This is a genomic window from Ornithinimicrobium pratense, assembly GCF_008843165.1.
GTDB classification, from domain to species: Bacteria; Actinomycetota; Actinomycetes; order Actinomycetales; family Dermatophilaceae; genus Ornithinicoccus; species Ornithinicoccus pratensis.
The window spans coordinates 531,254-548,339 of record NZ_CP044427.1 but is presented as its reverse complement, the minus strand read 5'-3'; the positions used below and the strand labels follow the sequence as shown (position 1 = coordinate 548,339).

Sequence of the window (17,086 nt, the reverse complement as noted above, 5' to 3'; positions counted from 1 at the left end):
ACGACGCGAGGTCCGAAGGAACTCTGCTGCGGGACCGGTGTCGGTCGCGCAGCCGAGCAGCCCCGCTGCCGGAGCTGGTTGAACGGGCGTCAACCCTGCCTGCGCAGGCGGTCTCGTCCTCGCGGTCATGCACAGCACCCTGGGCACCCGGGTCACGGCCGGGTGCCCAGGAGTGCTGGGTCGGTGGACCGGTCAGGCTTGCCCTGCCTCCGGTCGACATCTGCTGTCCTTCCCTCGTCGCCGGCCCGAGCGGCCGTGATGCAGGGAAAGAGTCGGCGGGCGCCGTCCTGATACATCCGGCGCGAGAGCTTCTTCGCGACTGCTGCTGTGGCCCTCTCAGTCAGCCCAGGGAGAGCGCGATGCCGTCAAGGATGTCGGTCTCGGAGGTGCGCACGGTGCGCAGCCTGGAGTCGTGCGCGACCCGCTGGACCACGGTCCGCCAGATGAGGGCTCCGGCGCCGATGACGTCGACCCGCCCGGCGTGCATGAAGGGCAGCGCCCTACGGACCGAGAGTTCGGACAGGAGCAGGTCGGTGCAGGCCTCAATCACCGCCTCGACGGGCAGTTGCGCTCCGTGGATCCGCTCGCGATCGTAGTCCGGTAGCCCCAACGCGTGGGCGGTCACCGTGGTCACCGACCCGGCCAGCCCGATGAGCGTCCCGACGCCAGAGAGGTCGACGTCGCCAGCGACGTCCTCGACCGCCCGCACGATGTCGGTCAGCGCGGCCCACACCTGGTCCTCGGTCGGCGGGTCGTCGTGCAGATGTCGCTCGGTCATCCGCACGCAGCCGATGTCGACCGACTTGGCGGCCCCTACCCCACCCGCGGAGTCGCCGAGCACGAACTCGGTGGACCCGCCCCCGATGTCGACCACCAGGTAGGGCTCCTGGGCGCCCGTCAGGCCGGCGGTCGCCCCGGCGAACGACAGCTGCGCCTCCTCCTGGCCGTTGATCACCTCGGGCCGCACGTCGAAGGAGCCGAAGGCCGAGCGCACCCCGGCGACGAAGTCTGCGGCGTTCGAGGCGTCCCGGGAGGCCGAGGTCGCCACGAACCGGACCACGCGACAGCTCTCCTGGCGGCACTGCTCGGAAAACTCCGCCGCCGCGGCGAGGGTGCGCTGCATGGCAGCCGGTGAGATGGCCCCCGTGTCGTCGATCCCCTCCCCCAGCCGGACGATCTGCATCTGCCGGGTGACCTCGGTGAGGGTCCCGTCACCCCGGACGTCCGCGATGAGCAGGCGGATGGAGTTGGTGCCGCAGTCGACGGCGCCGACCCGGGTCACGGTGCGCCGCAGCAGCCGTCGGCCCACCAGTCCGGCAGCGCGGCGAGGGCCTCGTCGCCGAGGGGGTTGACCCCCGGGCCGGCCGCGAGCGCGTGCGCGACCAGCACGTGCAGGCACTTGACCCGGTTGGGCATGCCACCGGCGCTGATGCCCGCGATCTCGGGCACGTCCGCCAGCTGCTCGCGTCGGCGCAGGTAGTCCTCGTGCGCCAGCGTGTAGGCCCAGCGCAGCTCGGCGTCGTCGGCCAGCCGCTGCGTCATCTCCTTCATCAGCCCCTCGCCCTCCAGGGTGGAGATCGCCCCGGTCAGCCGGGGGCAGGTGGCGTAGAAGGAGGTGGGGAAGGGGGTGCCGTCAGGGAGCCGTGGCTCGGTGCGGACCACGGTGGGGCAGCCGCAGGGGCACCGGTGCGTGACGGAGACCACACCCCGGGCCGGGCGGCCCAGCTGGTGGGCAATTGCGGCCAGGTCCTCCGCGGTGGGTGGCTGGTTCAGCGTGGTGCGGTCCGGCGCGCTCATGGGGTAGTCGTCTCCGGCAGGCCCTCGTTCGCGATGCGCACCGACTCCCACACCTGGCCGTACCACGGGCTCTGCTCGATGGTCTCCTCGCTCACCGGGGCCATCCCCGGCAGAGCCTCGCTGTAGTCGGTGCCGGTGTCGTCGATCACCGCGAAGACGGTCTCACCCTCCTTGACGTAGCGCAGCCGCTCCCGGGCCTGCTGCTCGACGTGGGCAGGGTCCGACCACGTCTGCAGCTCGGCCTCCAGCGCCGCGATCTCCTTCTTCTCCGCCTCGATCTGCTGCTCGGTCGCGGTGATGTCGGCCCGCTGCTGCAGGTAGCCGGACAGGGTGGGGGTCACCACCACCCCCATGAGTACCAGGAGTACCGCCAGCGTGATGAGTCGCCGCACGTGCACCGGGGTTCGTCCCGAGACGCCGACCGGCCGGCTGGCCGCCGCCCGGGTCGGCATCGGCTGCCCGGGCCGGGCGGTGGGCCGCCGGGGTGGGCGGGTGCTCATGGGGCTCCTGGGGCGATGGGTGCGACGGACGGCTAGATGCCAGGGTATGCCGCGCGGCCGCCCGGGCGTGGTCGCAACGCCGGGCGGCGCGCCGGGCCTGAGGCGCGAAGAGCCTTAAACGCGGAAACGGGGGAAAGCCCCGGCGCCGGCGTAGACGCCGGCGTCGTCGAGCTCCTCCTCGATGCGCAGCAGCTGGTTGTACTTCGCGACCCGCTCAGACCGGGCGGGCGCCCCGGTCTTGATCTGACCACAGTTGGTCGCGACGGCCAGGTCGGCGATAGTGACGTCCTCAGTCTCGCCGGAGCGGTGGCTCATCATGCTGCGGAAGCCGTTGGCGTGGGCCAACGCGACCGCGTCGAGGGTCTCGGTCAGTGAGCCGATCTGGTTGACCTTGACCAGCAGGGCGTTGCCGGCCTTGTCGGTGATGCCGCGCTGCAGCCGCTCGGGGTTGGTCACGAACAGGTCGTCCCCCACGAGCTGGACCTTCTCGCCAAGCTCGGCGGTGATGGCCACCCAGCCCTCCCAGTCGTCCTCGTCCAGCGGGTCCTCGATCGAGACCAGCGGGTAGGAGGACACCAGCTCGGCGTAGTAGGCGGTCATGTCCGCGGCCGAGCGCTGCTCGCCCTCGAAGGTGTAGGCACCGTCGGTGTAGAACTCGCTGGCTGCCACGTCCAGGGCCAGGGCGATGTCGCTGCCCGCGGTGTAGCCCGCCTTGGCGATCGCCTCCAGGATGAGGTCCAGGGCCGCCCGGTTGGACTCCAGGTTCGGCGCGAAGCCGCCCTCGTCGCCCAGCCCGGTGGACAGCCCGCGCTCCTGGAGGACGGCCTTGAGCGCGTGGTAGACCTCGGTGCCCCAGCGCAGCGCCTCGCGGAAGGAGCCGGCGCCGATGGGGGCGATCATGAACTCCTGGATGTCGACGTTGGAGTCGGCGTGCGAGCCACCGTTGAGGATGTTCATCATCGGCACCGGCAGCACGTGCGCGTTGGGGCCGCCGACGTAGCGGAACAGCGGCAGCCCGGCGGAGTCCGCGGCGGCCTTGGCCACGGCCAGGGAGACCCCCAGGATCGCGTTGGCGCCGATCTCGCCCTTGTTGTCCGTGCCGTCCGCGGCCAGCATCTCCTGGTCGACGAGGCGCTGCTCGGAGGCGTCGAAACCCAGCAGCCGCGGCTCCAGGTCGTCCATCACCGCGGCGACCGCGTTCTCCACGCCCTTGCCCAGGTAACGGCTCTGGTCGCCGTCGCGCCGCTCGACGGCCTCGAACGCCCCGGTGGAGGCCCCGGAGGGCACGGCGGCGCGGGCGACGGTGCCGTCGTCCAGGCCGACCTCCACCTCTACGGTCGGGTTGCCTCGGGAGTCGAGGATCTCGCGGGCGATGATGGCATCGATGACGGCCATGGGTGCTCCTTCGTCGGGCGTGCGGGATGGCGTGTCGGGGTGGTCAGGTCCGATCCGAGCCTAGCGCCCGAGCGGCCTGGGCCACGGCCCGGAGGGTATGCCGCAGCGCCGCGTCGGGATCGGTCCCCTGGGCCCGCAGCTCGAGCACCGCCCGCAGCAGCCGGCTCCCCGCGTCCCCGGCGTTCTCCAGCTCTCCCACCTGGCTCGCCAGCCAGTCCTCGTGCCCGCCCCGCTCCAGCCGGGAGGCCACCTTGGCTGCACGGGCGAGGGACGGCATACCCGCCGGGATCCCGTCCAGCGGGTGGGCCCGGTGTGCCTTGCCGGCGTTCTCCTGCGCCTTGATCGCCTCCCAGCTGGCCTCCACTGCTGCGGCGTCCTGCGCGTCGTGCTCATCCCTGTCGGCGAAGACGTGCGGATGGCGCCGGACCAGCTTGGCCACCAGCGCCCCGGCCACGTCGTCGACGTCGAAGGGGTCATCCGGGTGGTCGGCGCCGACCCGGGCGTGGAAGAGCACCTGGAGCAGCACGTCGCCGAGCTCGTCGACCGCATCACTGCGTAGGCCGGCCCCGTCGGGCCCGTCGAGCCGCTCGAGCACCTCGGCCGCCTCGTAGGCCTCCTCGAGCAGGTAGGGGGTCAGACTGGTGTGCGTCTGCTCGGCGTCCCAGGGGCACCCGCCGGGTGAGCGGAGTCGGTCCATGACCGAGACCGCGTCGAGCAGTCGGGCGCCCGGGGTGTCCCAGGAGGCGATGAGCAGCTCCAGGGTCGGGGGGTCCTGCTCGGGCAGCTCGACTGCGAGCGCCTCCGCCAGCCCGGGGTCACCGTCGGGGGAACCCACCCAGACCAGAGTGCCCTCGACCCGCGTCAGCAGGTGTCGCGCCAGGCTCTGCGGGGAGGCGAGGTGCTCCGGGCCTGGCCGGGACACCTCGACATCGGCGGCGCGCAGTGACCGGGGCGTGGCGGCGTCGGGGTCGGCGGCGAGCACGGCATCCGCGCCCCGGACGGTGTCCCACGCGGTCGCCGAGAGCAGCCCCGGCGCGACCCGGGGCGAGGTGAGCAGGAGCGTCAGTTGGTGCCGGACGGGGTGATCCACGCGGGCACCTCGGCGACGACGCCGCCCTCCTCGGGGCTCCACGTGCCGAAGCGGGGGTTGACTTCGACGTCGAGGCTCAGGATGTCCTCCTGGGTCACGGCACCCAGCTGCGCCAGGACCGGAGCCATCGACGGGTCCTCCTGGACGCCTGGGGCCTGCAGGATCGAGGCGTAGTGGCGGAACCGGGCCGAGTCCAGGGCCAGCTCGTTGGGCTCACCCTCCAGGCCGGCCCCGCGCATCGTGCTAGTCAGCTCGGCGTCGGAGACGGTGTAGGGCGAGCCGTGGAAGGCGTCGTCGATGAGGTGCACGACGGCCGCCTCGTAGACGATCTGCGAGACGTCGACCGGGTTGGCGGCGACGCTGTCGACCTGGGCGACGGCCTGCTGCACCTCCTGCATCGAGTAGGAGGTGCCGTTGATGACCGCACCCTCGCGCATCCCGGGGCCGCTGCACGCGCTGAGGGCCAGCGAGGCCGCGATGACCAGCGCTGCCGGGCGCGTCGAACGCTTCACATGGCTCATCACGGGGCCATCATCGCACGCGCCGTCGTCAGCGGACGAAGCGCTCCAGGGTCGCGCCCAAGCCCGGTAGGGCCGCCACCACGTGCTCCTTGGCCCGCCCCCGGAAGCTGGCATAGAGCTTGCCCAACGGGTTGCCCTCCACCGACCTGGCCCGGGCGTCGGCGACGGCGAGCAGCTCGTCGGCGACCTGGGAGGAGCGGGCGGGGTCGGCCAGGTAGGCCCCGAACGGCTGGGACCCTTTGGCCTCGAAGTGGGGGTCCAGCGCCCGGGCGACCCCGGGCAGCAGGGCGTTGGCGGGCCGACCCACCCCACCGCCGGGCGCCTTGCGGGCACCAGCCAGCGCGGTCTTCAGCATGGTGCCGCTGATCCCCTTCTTGCCCGAGACCTCGGTCTCGGCCAGCTGGACCAGGGCGTCGACCACCTGCGGGCGGACCGTGGGGTCGAGCAAAGAGGTGCTGAGCGTCGTCATGAGCCCAGCATGTCATCCGCCCGCGCGCCGCGCGCGGATCACGACCGTCGGCTGAGCCGCGCTCAACCCGCCGCGGCGTAGTCGTCCAGCAGGATCGAGCGCACCAGCTGGGCCGCCCAGTCCAGGATCTCCTTGTCCCGCAACGGCTTGCCTCCGACCGGGGCGGTCTTCGGCATCGGCACCAGGATCTGCCGCAGCGCCGGCTTGATGATCGTGCCCTTGTAGACGCGGGTGAGCCGCAGCTGCTGGGACTCGCGCAGGTCCTCGACCGGGGCGAGGCGGACCATCTTGCCCTGGACGGCGACGTCAGTGATCCCAGCGGCCCGCGCCACCGTGCGCAGCCGGGCCACCTCCAGCAGCGTCTGCACGGGCGGCGGCGGGGCGCCGTACCGGTCGACCAGCTCCTCATGAATGCTCTCGACCTCAACAGCATCAGTGACCTGCGCCAGCTTGCGATAGGCCTCCAGCCGCAGCCGCTCCCCCGGCACGTAGTCGTGCGGCAGGTGCGCGTCGACCGGCAGCTCGATCTTCACCTCGGCCGGAGGCGTCTCGACCTCACCCTTGAACGCGGCCACCGCCTCGCCGACCAGCCGCACGTAGAGGTCGAAGCCGACCCCCTCGATGTGCCCCGACTGCTCCCCGCCGAGCAGGTTGCCGGCGCCGCGGATCTCCAGGTCCTTCATCGCCACCGCGATACCGGAGCCCAGGTCGGTGTTGGATGCGATCGTCTGCAGGCGGTCGACCGCGGTCTCGGTGAGCGGCTTCTCCGGGGGGTAGAGAAAGTAGGCGTAGGCCCGTTCCCGCCCGCGACCGACCCGGCCGCGCAGCTGGTGCAGCTGGGACAGGCCGAGGGTGTCGGCGCGCTCGACGATGAGGGTGTTGGCGTTGGGGATGTCCAGGCCCGTCTCCACGATCGTGGTGCACACCAGGACGTCGAAGCGCCGCTCCCAGAAGTCGACGACCACCTGCTCCAGCTTGTGCTCGCCCATCTGCCCGTGGGCGATCTCGATCCGGGCCTCCGGCACCATGTCCCGCAGCCGGGCAGCAGCCTTCTCGATCGAGCCCACCTTGTTGTGGATGTAGAAGACCTGCCCCTCGCGCAGCAGCTCGCGGCGGACGGCGGCGGCGATCTGCCGTTCGTCATACCCCCCGACGAAGGTGAGGATCGGGTGCCGCTCCTCCGGCGGGGTGGCCAGGGTCGACATCTCGCGGATACCGGTGATCGCCATCTCCAGGGTGCGCGGGATGGGGGTCGCCGACATCGCCAGCACATCGACGTTCGTGCGCAGCGCCTTGAGCTGCTCCTTGTGCTCCACGCCGAAGCGCTGCTCCTCGTCGATGACCACCAGGCCCAGGTCCTTGAAGCGCACCGTCGACCCCAGCAGCCGGTGGGTGCCGATGACGAGGTCGACCGAACCGTCGGCCAGCCCGGCGATGACCTCCCTGGCTTCCTTGTCGCTCTGGAACCGGGACAGCGCCTTGACGACCACGGGGAACTGGGCGTAGCGCTCGCAGAAGGTCTGGTAGTGCTGCTGCACGAGCAGGGTGGTCGGCACGAGCACGGCCACCTGCTTGCCGTCCTGGATCGCCTTGAAGGCCGCCCGGACCGCGATCTCGGTCTTGCCGTAGCCCACGTCGCCGCTGACCAGGCGGTCCATCGGCACTGTCTTCTCCATGTCCGCCTTGACCTCCTCGATCGAGGAGAGCTGGTCAGGAGTCTCAACGAAGGCGAAGGCGTCCTCCAGCTCGCGCTGCCACGGGGTGTCCGGCCCGAAGGCGTAGCCCTGGCTGGCCTGCCGCGCCGAGTAGAGCCGGATCAGCTCGCCGGCGATCTGCTTGACGTGCCTGCGCGCCCGCGCCTTGGTCTTCTGCCAGTCCGCCCCGCCGAGCCGGTGCAGGGTGGGGGCCTCACCGCCGACGTACTTGGTCAGCTGGTCCAGCTGGTCGGTGGGCAGATACAGACGATCCGGTTGCGGAGCGCTCGATCGGCCGCGCGGCTTGGAGCTGGCGTACTCCAGCACGACGTACTCACGGGTCGCCCCCTGCACGCTGCGCTGCGCCATCTCCACGAACTTGCCCACGCCGTGCTGCTCGTGCACCACGTAGTCGCCGGGCCGCAGCTGCAGCGGATCGACCTGGTGCCGGCGCCGCGCCGGCATCCGCCGCATGTCGCGGGTGCTGCCGCCGCTGGTCTGCTGCCCGGTGAGGTCGGTCTCCCCGACCAGCACCAGCCCGCCCTCGCTGAGGACGAAGCCTCGGCCGACCCGTCCGGTCGTGACGGTGACCACGTCCGCCGGCAGCGACGCCGACAGCTCCTCGACCACCCGGTGGGGCACGTCGTGCTCACCGAGCACCTCCCCCACCCGCCGGGCCAGGCCCGGGCCGTCCAGGGCCAGGACGACCGGGCGCTGCTCACCCAGCCAGGTGCGCAGGTCACCCACCATCGTCTCGACATCGCTGCGGTATGCCGTGACCTGGGCGGACGGGACGACCAGGGTAGTGACCTCGGCCTCGTCGGCGGTTGCCTCGACCAGCTCGGCGTCGGCGGTGAAGGCGGTCAGCGCCCACCACGGGCGGCCGGAGGCCAGGGTGTGGCTGCGCATGTCGGCCAACGACCACGACGAGGCGGTGCCGAGCACCTGCTGCAGGTCGATCGGCACGCTCGCGCCACCACCGGCGGCCGCGGCCCAGCCCGCCTGGAGGAACTCCTCGCTGGTGGTGACCAGGTCGTGGGCGCGGATGCGAACCCGCTCGGGGTCAAGCACGACCACGCGTGCACCGGCGGGCAGGACGTCGACCAGAGTCTCCATCCCGTCCACGAGGGCGGGCGCGAGGGACTCCATACCCTCCACCGCGATCCCCTCGGAGATCCTGGTGAGCAGGTCCGCGGCGCCGGGCAGGACGTCGACCAAGTCCGCCGCCCGGGCCTGGACCTCATCGGTGAGCAGGACCTCCCGGCACGGCGGGGCGTAGAGGCCGTGCTCGGCGATCTCCAGACTGCGCTGGTCGGCGACCTTGAACCAGCGCACCTCCTCGACCGTGTCCCCCCAGAACTCGACGCGGACCGGGTGCTCCTCGGTGGGCGGGAAGACGTCGAGGATGCCGCCGCGGACCGCGAACTCGCCGCGCTTCTCCACCATGTCCACGCGGGTGTAGGCGGCCGCCACGAGCGCCTCGGCCACCTCGGTGAGCGAGCGGTCCTGCCCGGCCCGCAGCGTCACCGGCTCCAGCTCGCCCAGCCCTTTGACCACGGGCTGCAGGAGTGCGCGGACGCTGGCCACGACCACGCGCACTGGACCGGCGCTGGGGTCGGTGCCGTCCGGGTGGGCCAGGCGGCGCAGGGTCGCCAGCCGCCGACCGACCGTGTCCGAGCGGGGACTGAGCCGCTCGTGGGGCAGGGTCTCCCAGGAGGGGAAGGCGGCGACCACGTCGGGCCCGTCCGTCAGCAGGTCACCCAGGGCGGCGACTAGGTCGTCGGCCTCACGGCCGGTGGCGGTCACGGCGAGGACGGGGGCCTGGTCGCGCCCGGCCAGGGCGGCGACCAACGCCGGGTGAGCACCGGAGGCTGCGGAGACGTCGACGGCGCTGACGCCCTCCCGGGCGGCAGCCAGCACCGGCGCCACGGACGGGTGGGCGCACAGCAGCTCGACGACGGGCGAGAGGGGCATGGGGTTCCTTCAGGCACGAGGCGGTAGGAGCGGGGGTGGCCCCTCAGTCTACGGCGGCCGCGCACCCCGGTGGACGAGAGCGCGACCGGTCGGGGAGGATCGGGGCGTGATGCCTGACGTTCGCCCGTCCCGTCCCCGGTCCCGGCGCGCAGCCGCGACCCTGGCCACGCTGGCCGTGGCTGGCCTCCTCGCGACGGGGCCGACCGCGCAGGCGCAGGAGCCGATCGACCTGCCCGGCCCGGTCACCGACCGCGCGGACGTGCTCTCCTCCTCGGAGGAGACCGAGGTGGTGGAGCGGATCGAGGCGCTGCAGCAGGAGACCGGCCTGCAGCTGTTCGTGGTCTTCGTGGACGAGTTCACCGACCCTTCCGGCGCCCGCACCAATGGTCCGGAGTGGGCCCAGCTCACCTCCGAGGAGTCGGGTATGGGGCACGGCGACCTGGTCCTCGCGGTCGCGGTCGAGCAGCGCGCCTACGGTCTGGGCGACATTGGCGGCACGCTCTCCAGTCAGGCCGTGCAACGGGTGCAGCTGCAGGACGTCGAGCCACGGCTCGGCCAGGACGACTGGGCCGGCGCGGCGGAGGCGGCTGTCAACGGTTTCGCCCGGGAGCACGCTCGGGCTGCCTCAGGCGGGGGGATCAGCTCGGACCGTCCGGTGCGCACGCGCTCCTCCGGGGGCCTGGGCAACTTCACCGGCGCCCTCCTGATGCCGCTGCTCATCGGCGGCGGGGCGGTGCTGGCCATCAGGGCGGCCAGCAGGAGCAGCAGCCGCACCACCCGCGGCACCGCAGCGTCGGCACCGGCCGGGGCGCGGGGGGTCAGCCTGCAGGAGCTGGAGCGGCAGTCGGCCGAGGCGCTGGTGGGGATGGACAACGCCGTGCGCAGCGCCGAGGAGGAGTTGGCCTTCGCCGAGGCCCAGTTCGGCCGGCAGCGCACCGAGGCCTTCCGGGGGGTGCTGGAACAGGCCAAGGCTGCGGCCAAGGAGGCATTCTCCCTGCGCCAGCAGCTCGATGACGACCAGCGCGAGCCGGACGACGTGCGCCGCAGCATGCTGTCCCGGATCGTCCAGCTCACCAGCCAGGCCCGCCGGACCCTGGACGAGCACACCGCGGAGTTCGCCACGCTGCGGGCCTTGCAGGACCGCGCCCCGCAGTTCCTTGACGAGCTGACGACCCGGGCGCGCGAGACCCGGGAGCGGCTGCCCACCGCCCGGCAGGAGATCGATGGGCTGGCCGCCCGCCACCCCCGCGAGGCGCTCGTCACGGTGCGGGCCCACCTCCAGCAGGCGACCGGCCTGCTGGACTCCGCCGACGGCTTCGTCATCGCCGGCCGGCAGTCGCTGGAGCGGGACGACCGGCCCTCGGCCGTGGCCGCGGCGCGGGCCGCAGAGGAGTCGATCGGGCAGGCGGCGAGCCTGCTGGACGCCGTCTCCCGCGCCGACTCCGACCTGGCCAGCGCGGCGCAGCAGCTCAGCCGAGGCATCGCCTCGCTGACCGCCGACATCCAGGACGCCCAGCGGCTGGCGCCGCACGAGCCGACCGTCGGCCAGTCCGTGCAGCGGGCCCGGGAGGCCATCGAGCAGGCCCAGGCGGCCCGGTCCTCGGGCGATCCGCTGCGGGCGCTGGCGGACCTCGACGTGGCCGAGCACGACCTGGACACCCTGTTGGAGCCGATGCGCGAGCAGGAGTCCCACGCGACCAAGATGCGGGGGGACTTCACCGAGCGCTTCACCCGGGTCGGGGCCCGCCTGCAGAGCATCAACCAGACGATCGCCACCCGGCGAGGAGCCATCTCCAGTGGGGCCCGGACCCGGATGTCAGAGGCGCTGCGGCTCTACGAGGAGGCGCGCACGACCAGCGGCAAGGACCCGCGCACCGCGATGGCGCTGCTCACCCGTGCCGAGCAGCTCGGCGAGCAGGCCCTCACCGAGGCCAACAACGACCTGGGCAGTTGGGGAGGGCCCGGGGGGTCCGGCGGCGGCGGCATCGACCCGTGGTCGGTGATCCTGGGCGGGATATTGCTCGGGGGCAACCGCGGCGGCGGGCGACGCCACTCCGGCGGCTGGGGCGGCGGCGGCGGGTTCAGCGGCGGCAGCTTCGGTGGCGGCAGCTTCGGTGGTGGCAGCTTCGGTGGTGGGAGCTTCGGTGGTGGGAGCTTCGGGGGCGGCGGAGGTGGAGGGGGAAGCTTCACCGGCGGTCGGTTCTGAGGCCACCACCAGACCCTGACCCTGCCGTGACCTGCCTTCGCACCCCGCCTCGCACCCCGGCCTGGCCGTACCCTGACGACAGCATGATGGACGCAGATGGACCCACGTTCTCCGCCAACCGGCGGGATGAGAAAGGACACCCAGAATGACCCAGAAGCAGACGATCGTCGGCCGGATCAGCCAGCTCGCGCGGGCCAACATCAACGCGATGCTGGACCGTGCCGAGGACCCCGAGAAGATGCTGGACCAGCTCATCCGTGACTACACCAACAGCATCGCCGAGGCTGAGGAGGCCGTGGCGCAGACCATCGCCAACGTGCGGATGGCCGAGACCGACCTGGAGACCGACCGCGCGGCGGTGGCCGAGTGGGGTCGCAAGGCGGCTGCCGCTGCGGCCAAGGCGGAGCAGATGCGCGGCGCGGGCGACCCGGACGGCGCCTTCAAGTTCGACGACCTCGCGCGGGTGGCGCTCAGCCGCCAGATCCAGCACGAGAACGACATCAAGAACGCCGAGCCCGTCATCGCCCAGCAGAACACCACCGTCGACCAGCTCAAGGACGGGCTGGCGACGATGAAGACCAAGCTGGAGGACCTGAAGTCACGGCGCAACACCCTGGTCGCGCGGGCCCGGTCCGTCGAGGCACAGGAGACCGTGCAGAACGCGATGTCCTCGATCGACGTCATGGACCCCAGCAGCGACATCGCCCGCTGGGAGGACCAGGTCCGGCGCCAGGAGGCCATGGTGCAGGGCCGCGCCGAGGCGCAGTCGAGCAGCCTGGCGGACCGGTTCGCCGAGCTCGAGGACCACAGCAACGACAGCGAGATCGAGGCGCGTCTGCAGCAGTTGAAGGGGCAGCAGAGCTGAGCCGGCTCCAGCAGCTCACCGCCATCCTGGCCCTCGGGACCGGGGCGGCGGTGCTGCTGGTGCCTCCGGCGGCGGCCGAGCCGCCACAACGGCTCGAGGAGCAGCTCACCGACCCGTCGGCATACCTGTCCCCGGCACAGGTCCGGGAGGTGACAACGGCGCTCGCGGAGCTGGCGGACGGACACGCGATCGTGCTCCACGTCGTGCTGGTCGAGGACTTCGACGGGATGGACGGGATCGCCTGGGCCGAGGAGTCCTTCGACCGGACCGGGCTGGGCGCCGACGACGCGCTCCTGGCGGTGGCCGTCGAGGCCGGCCGGTACGGGTTGATCGATGAGACCGAGGTCCATCCCGACCGCGCGCGGCAGATCGCGGCGGACGAGGTCGAGCCGCAGCTGCGCGAGGGTGACTGGGCCGGGGCCGCCGTCGCCGCGGCCCAGGGGTATGCCGTGGCGGAGCCGGTGGGCGCCCGGGCGCCTTGGGCTGCTCTTCTTGGCACCCTCGGCGCGATGGCCGCCGTGGTGGCCGGGGTCGTCGGCACCAGGTCCTGGCGACGCCGCCGCCAGGTGATGCGCACGCTCCTCGCCGAGCGGGAGAGGACGAGCGGGCGGCTCGGGCAGCTGCGCGAACGACTCGAAGGTCTGGGTCAGGAGGTCCGCTTCGTCCCCACCGAGCTCAGCGAGGAGGACGCGCAGTGGGCCGGGGAGCGCCACCAGCAGGCGGAGACCCTGCTCGACGAGGCGGTCACGACGCTGGGCCGGGTGCCGCGCGAGCTTCGGGGCTGGCCGCCCTCCCAGGACACCGCTCTGGACTGGCAGAGGGACCACGACCAGGCCTCCCGGGCCCTGGACCGGCTGGACGACCACCTGACCGCGTCGGCGGCACAGCTGCAGCAGGCGCGGGAGATCGTCACCGGTCCGGCCCCGCTGTCCGACCTCACGGTCGGTCTGGAGGAACAGCGGGGCCGGCGCGAGCAGGTGGCCGAGGTGGCCCCACGGACCGAGCCGGCTGCGCCGACGTTCGTCCGGCGCCGGGTGGCGGAACTGACCGAACGGGCCGACACAGCGTTGGACGGGGCGGCCGCAGCGCTGCGGACCGCCCATGAGCACGTCGCGGCCCGTCGGGGACAGGCGGCCCTGGAGGCCGTCACCTCGGCCCGCGAACACCTCGGGCAGGCCACCGCCGCCCTGGACAGGGCCACGGACCCGCAGGCCGAGCTGGACCAGGCTGTGACGGACCTGCACCGTGGGCAACGCGCGCTGCACAGCCTGGTCACGGAGGGTGAGCGGGAGCTAGGCCAGCACCAGCGCTACGCCAGCGAGCTGGCGCCGCCCGGTCGTGGGGGACGGTGGTCCAAGCTGTCCCCCGACGTGCTGGACGCAGCAGTGCGGCAGGCCCGCGAGGTGGTCGACGCCGCGCCCGGGGACGACCCACAGGCTCAGTTGGGGCAGGTCGAGGTGGCCGCGTCCGGGCTGGGCATGGCGCTAGGTCCGTACCAGCAGGCTAGGACGACGCTGCAGCAGCGGCAGCGGGCCAGGGAGCGTGCCTGGGAGGAGGAGGATGAGGACGCCCGGTACGGCTCAGGCAGCGGGTGGTCGGCGTCCAGGTCGTCGAGGTCCCGGTCCTCCAGGTCCCGGTCGTCCAGATCGCGGTCCTCGCGGTCCAGCTCCTCCCGGTCCCGGTCGTCCAGCCGCAACCGCAGCGGGGGCCGCTTCTGATGCGGCGGCCGGTGGCCGGGTCGGCCCGGCCGCTTCGCACCGCGGTCCTCGCCCTGGCCCTGCCGGTTGGCCTGTCGATCGGGCTGTCGGGAGGGGCCGCCTCGGCAGTGCCTCCGTTCGACCTGCCTGCCGAGCTGGTCGACGAGCAGGGGGTGCTCGCCCACCCCGAGGCCGTGCAGCAGGCCCAGGACGCCTACTACGAGGAGACCCGCCGCCAGCTCTTCGTGGTCGTGGTGGACGACCTCGACGGGTGGGACACGCCGTCCTGGCTGGCGCAGACCGCCCGGCTCAGCGGCCTGGGTCAGGAGGACCTGGCGCTGGTCGTCGTGACCGACGTCGACGCCGAGCCCGGCATCGTGACGGCCGCGCTGCAGGTCCCGGAGGGCGCGGGCGTTCCGGCCAGTGCCGTGGCCCGCACCGAGCGCGACATCTCCGCCGCCGCCGCCCGTGGCGACGCGGACGAGGTGGCCCGGACGGCGCTGGCCGGTCTCCGGGCCGCTGGGGTGGACCGGCCCGGTGACGCCACCGCCCGGACGCTGTGGTGGGCGGCCGTGGTGATCCTGGTGCTGGCCGTCGCAGGCACCGTGGCGCTCTGGCTGATCCAGCGCGCCCGCACCGCCACCCGGGAGGCTGTCGACCGGGTGCGGGCCGAGGAGCTGAGCGGCACGCTGGGGAGCCTGGTCGTCGAGCTCGACGACGCCCTGGAGGAGGCCCAGTTGGAGCTGGGCCTGGCCCAGGCGCGCGTCGAGGACGAGGAGGCCGCGGCGAGGCTGCGCGAGGCCCAGGAGACAGTCCGGCTGGCCGAGGCGGAGGCGGGGCAGGTCCACCGTCGGCGCTCGGAGCTGTCGCTGGGGCCGACGGCGGCCCTGACCTGGCGGGTGCCCCCCGGTGAGGCGGTCGCCGAGCTGGAGCAGCTGCATACCCTGGCCCGGTCCACGCGTGAGCGGCTGCGGGGGCTGCAGCTGCCGGCCTAGGCGGAGCGGGCGGAGATCACCGCGCCGTCGTAGGTCTCCTCGATAAACTGGGCGACCTCCTCCGAGCCCAGCAGCTCGGCGAGCTGGACGATGCGCGGGTCGCTCTCGTCCCCGGCCCGCACAACCAGCAGGTTGGCGTAGGGGTTGTCCTCGGGCGCCTCGGCGGCCAGCGCGTCGGTGGCCGGGGACAGGTCAGCCTGGATCGCGTAGTTGCCGTTGATGACGGCCGCGTCGACGTCGGGCAGGCTGCGGGGCAGCTGGGCCGCCTCGATCTCCACGAACTGCAGGTCACGCGCGTTGTCCTCGATGTCCAGCACGGTGGCCGACGCTGCGTCGGTGTCGGCGAGGGTGAGCAGACCCTGCTCGGCGAGCAGGTGGAGCGCTCGTGCCCCGTTGGTCGGGTCGTTGGGGATGGCGATTTGCGCGCCATCGGGGATCTCCTCGACGCTGCCGAGCGTGGCCGAGTAGAGCCCGAGGGGCTCCAGGTGGACGGGGGTGACGGCCTCGAAGTCGTACCCTGCGGCGGCCTCCTGCTCGGCCAGGTAGGGAGCATGCTGGAAGTAGTTGGCGTCCAGAGATCCGTCGTCGAGGGCGACGTTGGGCTGGAGGTAGTCGGTGAACTCAACCAGCTCCAGGTCGAGCCCGGCCTCTTCGGCGAGCTCGTCGTCGACGAACTGCAGGATCTCCGCGTGCGGCAGCGGCGAGACGCCGACGGTGAGCGGGCCGGGGTCGTCGGCATTCTCGACGGCGCTGTCCGAGCCGCAGGCGCTCAGGGCCAGCGCGGCGGCGGCGAGGAGGGCGGTGAGGGTGAACGGGCGGTGCATGGTCGTGTCCTTCGTCAGGGGTGAGTGAGGGGTGGGAGTGAGGGGGGTGGGGGTAGAGCCGAGAGGCTGGCCTAGAAGGCCGCGACCACGGCCCCGTCGTAGGTCTCGTCGATGAACTGGCGGACCTCCTCGGAGGTCAGCACCTCCAGCAGGGCCTGCAGCGCCGGGTCCTCCTCGTCACCGGCCCGGACCACGAGCTGGTTGGCGTAGGTGGTGTCGGTGAGGTCCTCGGCGACCAGGGCGTCCTCGGCGGGCTTGAGGTCGGCGTCCAGGGCGAAGTTGCCCGGGACGGCGGCGATGTCCACGTCCGCCAGGCTGCGCGGCAGCTGGGGCGCCTCGACCTCCTCAAACTGCAGGTTGCGAAGGTTCTCCTCGATGTCGAGCACGGTCGGCACCGGGGCGTCGGGGTCGGCCAGGGTGATCAGACCCTCGGCGGCGAGCAGCTTTAGCCCGCGGGAGCCGTTGACCGGGTCGTTGGGGATCGCCACCGTGGCACCCTCGGGGACCTCGGCGAGGTCGGTCAGGCTGTCGGAGTACAGGCCCATCGGCTGGAAGCTGATCGTGGCCAACCCGGTGAAGTCATACCCCGCGGCCTTTGACTGGTCGGCCAGGAAGACGCCGTGCTGGTAGTAGTTGGCGTCCACCGCGCCCTCGTCGAGGGCCACGTTGGGCTGGACGTAGTCAGTGAACTCCACGATCTCGATGTCGATGCCGGCCTCGGCGGCCAGTTCCTCGTCGACGAACTCCAGGATCGCCGCGTGCGGGACCGGGGTGACGGCCACGCGGACGGTGGTGACACCGTCCGCGGCTGTCTCGGGCGCCGCGTCGGAGGCGGTGTCGGAGGTGCTGCCGCAGGCGGCCAGGGTCAGGGCCGAGGTCAGGGCGAGGGCGGTCAGGGGCAGGGAGGTACGCATGGAAGCTCCTTGGGTGCAGGGCAGGCAGAGGATGGGTGTTGACGATGGGTAGGGAGTGGTCGTCCGGGCGGTCGACGCGCGCGGCCGGGCTGTTCGACCGAGCGTTTTCGCCCGAGCGTTTCGGCCGGGCGGTTCGGCCGGGCGG

At 72.6% G+C, this 17,086-nt stretch carries 14 protein-coding genes; 4 read left to right on the top strand and 10 right to left on the bottom strand.

Features of this window, described 5'->3' with window-relative positions; all coding sequences use genetic code 11:
* Positions 1–340: 340 nt before the first annotated feature.
* The 8 genes from FY030_RS02550 to mfd form a co-directional block, all read right to left on the bottom strand.
* The gene (locus FY030_RS02550; protein ID WP_158062589.1) at positions 341–1,282 is read right to left on the bottom strand and encodes a Ppx/GppA phosphatase family protein; all 942 of its coding nucleotides are present in this window, start codon (positions 1,280–1,282) and stop codon (positions 341–343) included.
* Entirely contained in the window at positions 1,279–1,797 is a 519-nt protein-coding gene (locus tag FY030_RS02545) for a DUF501 domain-containing protein (RefSeq protein WP_158060147.1), read from the bottom strand. Before FY030_RS02545 ends, FY030_RS02550 begins: the two co-directional genes overlap by 4 nt.
* Positions 1,794–2,297, bottom strand: a complete 504-nt coding sequence (locus tag FY030_RS02540; RefSeq protein WP_158060146.1) for an FtsB family cell division protein — start codon at positions 2,295–2,297, stop codon at positions 1,794–1,796. Before FY030_RS02540 ends, FY030_RS02545 begins: the two co-directional genes overlap by 4 nt.
* A 114-nt stretch (positions 2,298–2,411) precedes the next feature.
* Positions 2,412–3,692: a phosphopyruvate hydratase gene (gene eno / locus FY030_RS02535; protein ID WP_158060145.1), complete on the bottom strand. Its 1,281-nt coding sequence runs from the start codon at positions 3,690–3,692 to the stop codon at positions 2,412–2,414.
* A 43-nt stretch (positions 3,693–3,735) separates the two neighbouring features.
* Positions 3,736–4,782 carry a nucleoside triphosphate pyrophosphohydrolase gene (locus FY030_RS02530; protein WP_158060144.1) on the bottom strand — a complete coding sequence of 349 codons (1,047 nt, stop codon included), beginning with the start codon at positions 4,780–4,782 and terminating at the stop codon, positions 3,736–3,738.
* Positions 4,755–5,303, bottom strand: a complete 549-nt coding sequence (locus tag FY030_RS02525; RefSeq protein WP_158060143.1) for a SurA N-terminal domain-containing protein — start codon at positions 5,301–5,303, stop codon at positions 4,755–4,757. The genes FY030_RS02530 and FY030_RS02525 overlap by 28 nt, the downstream gene beginning before the upstream one ends.
* Positions 5,304–5,331: 28 nt before the next feature.
* Complete coding sequence (locus FY030_RS02520; protein WP_158060142.1) at positions 5,332–5,772, bottom strand: DUF6918 family protein; 441 nt, start codon at positions 5,770–5,772, stop codon at positions 5,332–5,334.
* 62 nt (positions 5,773–5,834) lie between these two features.
* Complete coding sequence (gene mfd, locus FY030_RS02515; RefSeq protein ID WP_158060141.1) at positions 5,835–9,440, bottom strand: transcription-repair coupling factor; 3,606 nt, start codon at positions 9,438–9,440, stop codon at positions 5,835–5,837.
* A gap of 109 nt (positions 9,441–9,549) precedes the next feature.
* On the opposite strand from mfd, the gene FY030_RS17000 reads away from it, so the two are divergent.
* The 4 genes from FY030_RS17000 to FY030_RS02495 all read left to right on the top strand — a co-directional run bounded on the left by FY030_RS17000 (position 9,550) and on the right by FY030_RS02495 (position 15,203).
* Positions 9,550–11,646, top strand: a complete 2,097-nt coding sequence (locus FY030_RS17000; protein ID WP_192498686.1) for a TPM domain-containing protein — start codon at positions 9,550–9,552, stop codon at positions 11,644–11,646.
* A 145-nt stretch (positions 11,647–11,791) separates the two neighbouring features.
* The gene (locus FY030_RS02505; protein ID WP_158060139.1) at positions 11,792–12,511 is read left to right on the top strand and encodes a PspA/IM30 family protein; all 720 of its coding nucleotides are present in this window, start codon (positions 11,792–11,794) and stop codon (positions 12,509–12,511) included.
* A gap of 50 nt (positions 12,512–12,561) precedes the next feature.
* Positions 12,562–14,229, top strand: coding sequence for a TPM domain-containing protein (locus FY030_RS16245; RefSeq protein WP_192498685.1), 1,668 nt, complete (start codon positions 12,562–12,564; stop codon positions 14,227–14,229).
* The gene (locus tag FY030_RS02495; protein ID WP_192498684.1) at positions 14,229–15,203 is read left to right on the top strand and encodes a TPM domain-containing protein; all 975 of its coding nucleotides are present in this window, start codon (positions 14,229–14,231) and stop codon (positions 15,201–15,203) included. The genes FY030_RS16245 and FY030_RS02495 overlap by 1 nt, the downstream gene beginning before the upstream one ends.
* Here the strand turns inward: FY030_RS02495 and FY030_RS02490 are convergent.
* Positions 15,200–16,027, bottom strand: coding sequence for a MetQ/NlpA family ABC transporter substrate-binding protein (locus tag FY030_RS02490; protein ID WP_158060137.1), 828 nt, complete (start codon positions 16,025–16,027; stop codon positions 15,200–15,202). The genes FY030_RS02495 and FY030_RS02490 overlap by 4 nt on opposite strands.
* A 71-nt stretch (positions 16,028–16,098) precedes the next feature.
* Complete coding sequence (locus FY030_RS02485) at positions 16,099–16,941, bottom strand: MetQ/NlpA family ABC transporter substrate-binding protein (RefSeq protein ID WP_158060136.1); 843 nt, start codon at positions 16,939–16,941, stop codon at positions 16,099–16,101.
* Positions 16,942–17,086: the final 145 nt, after the last annotated feature.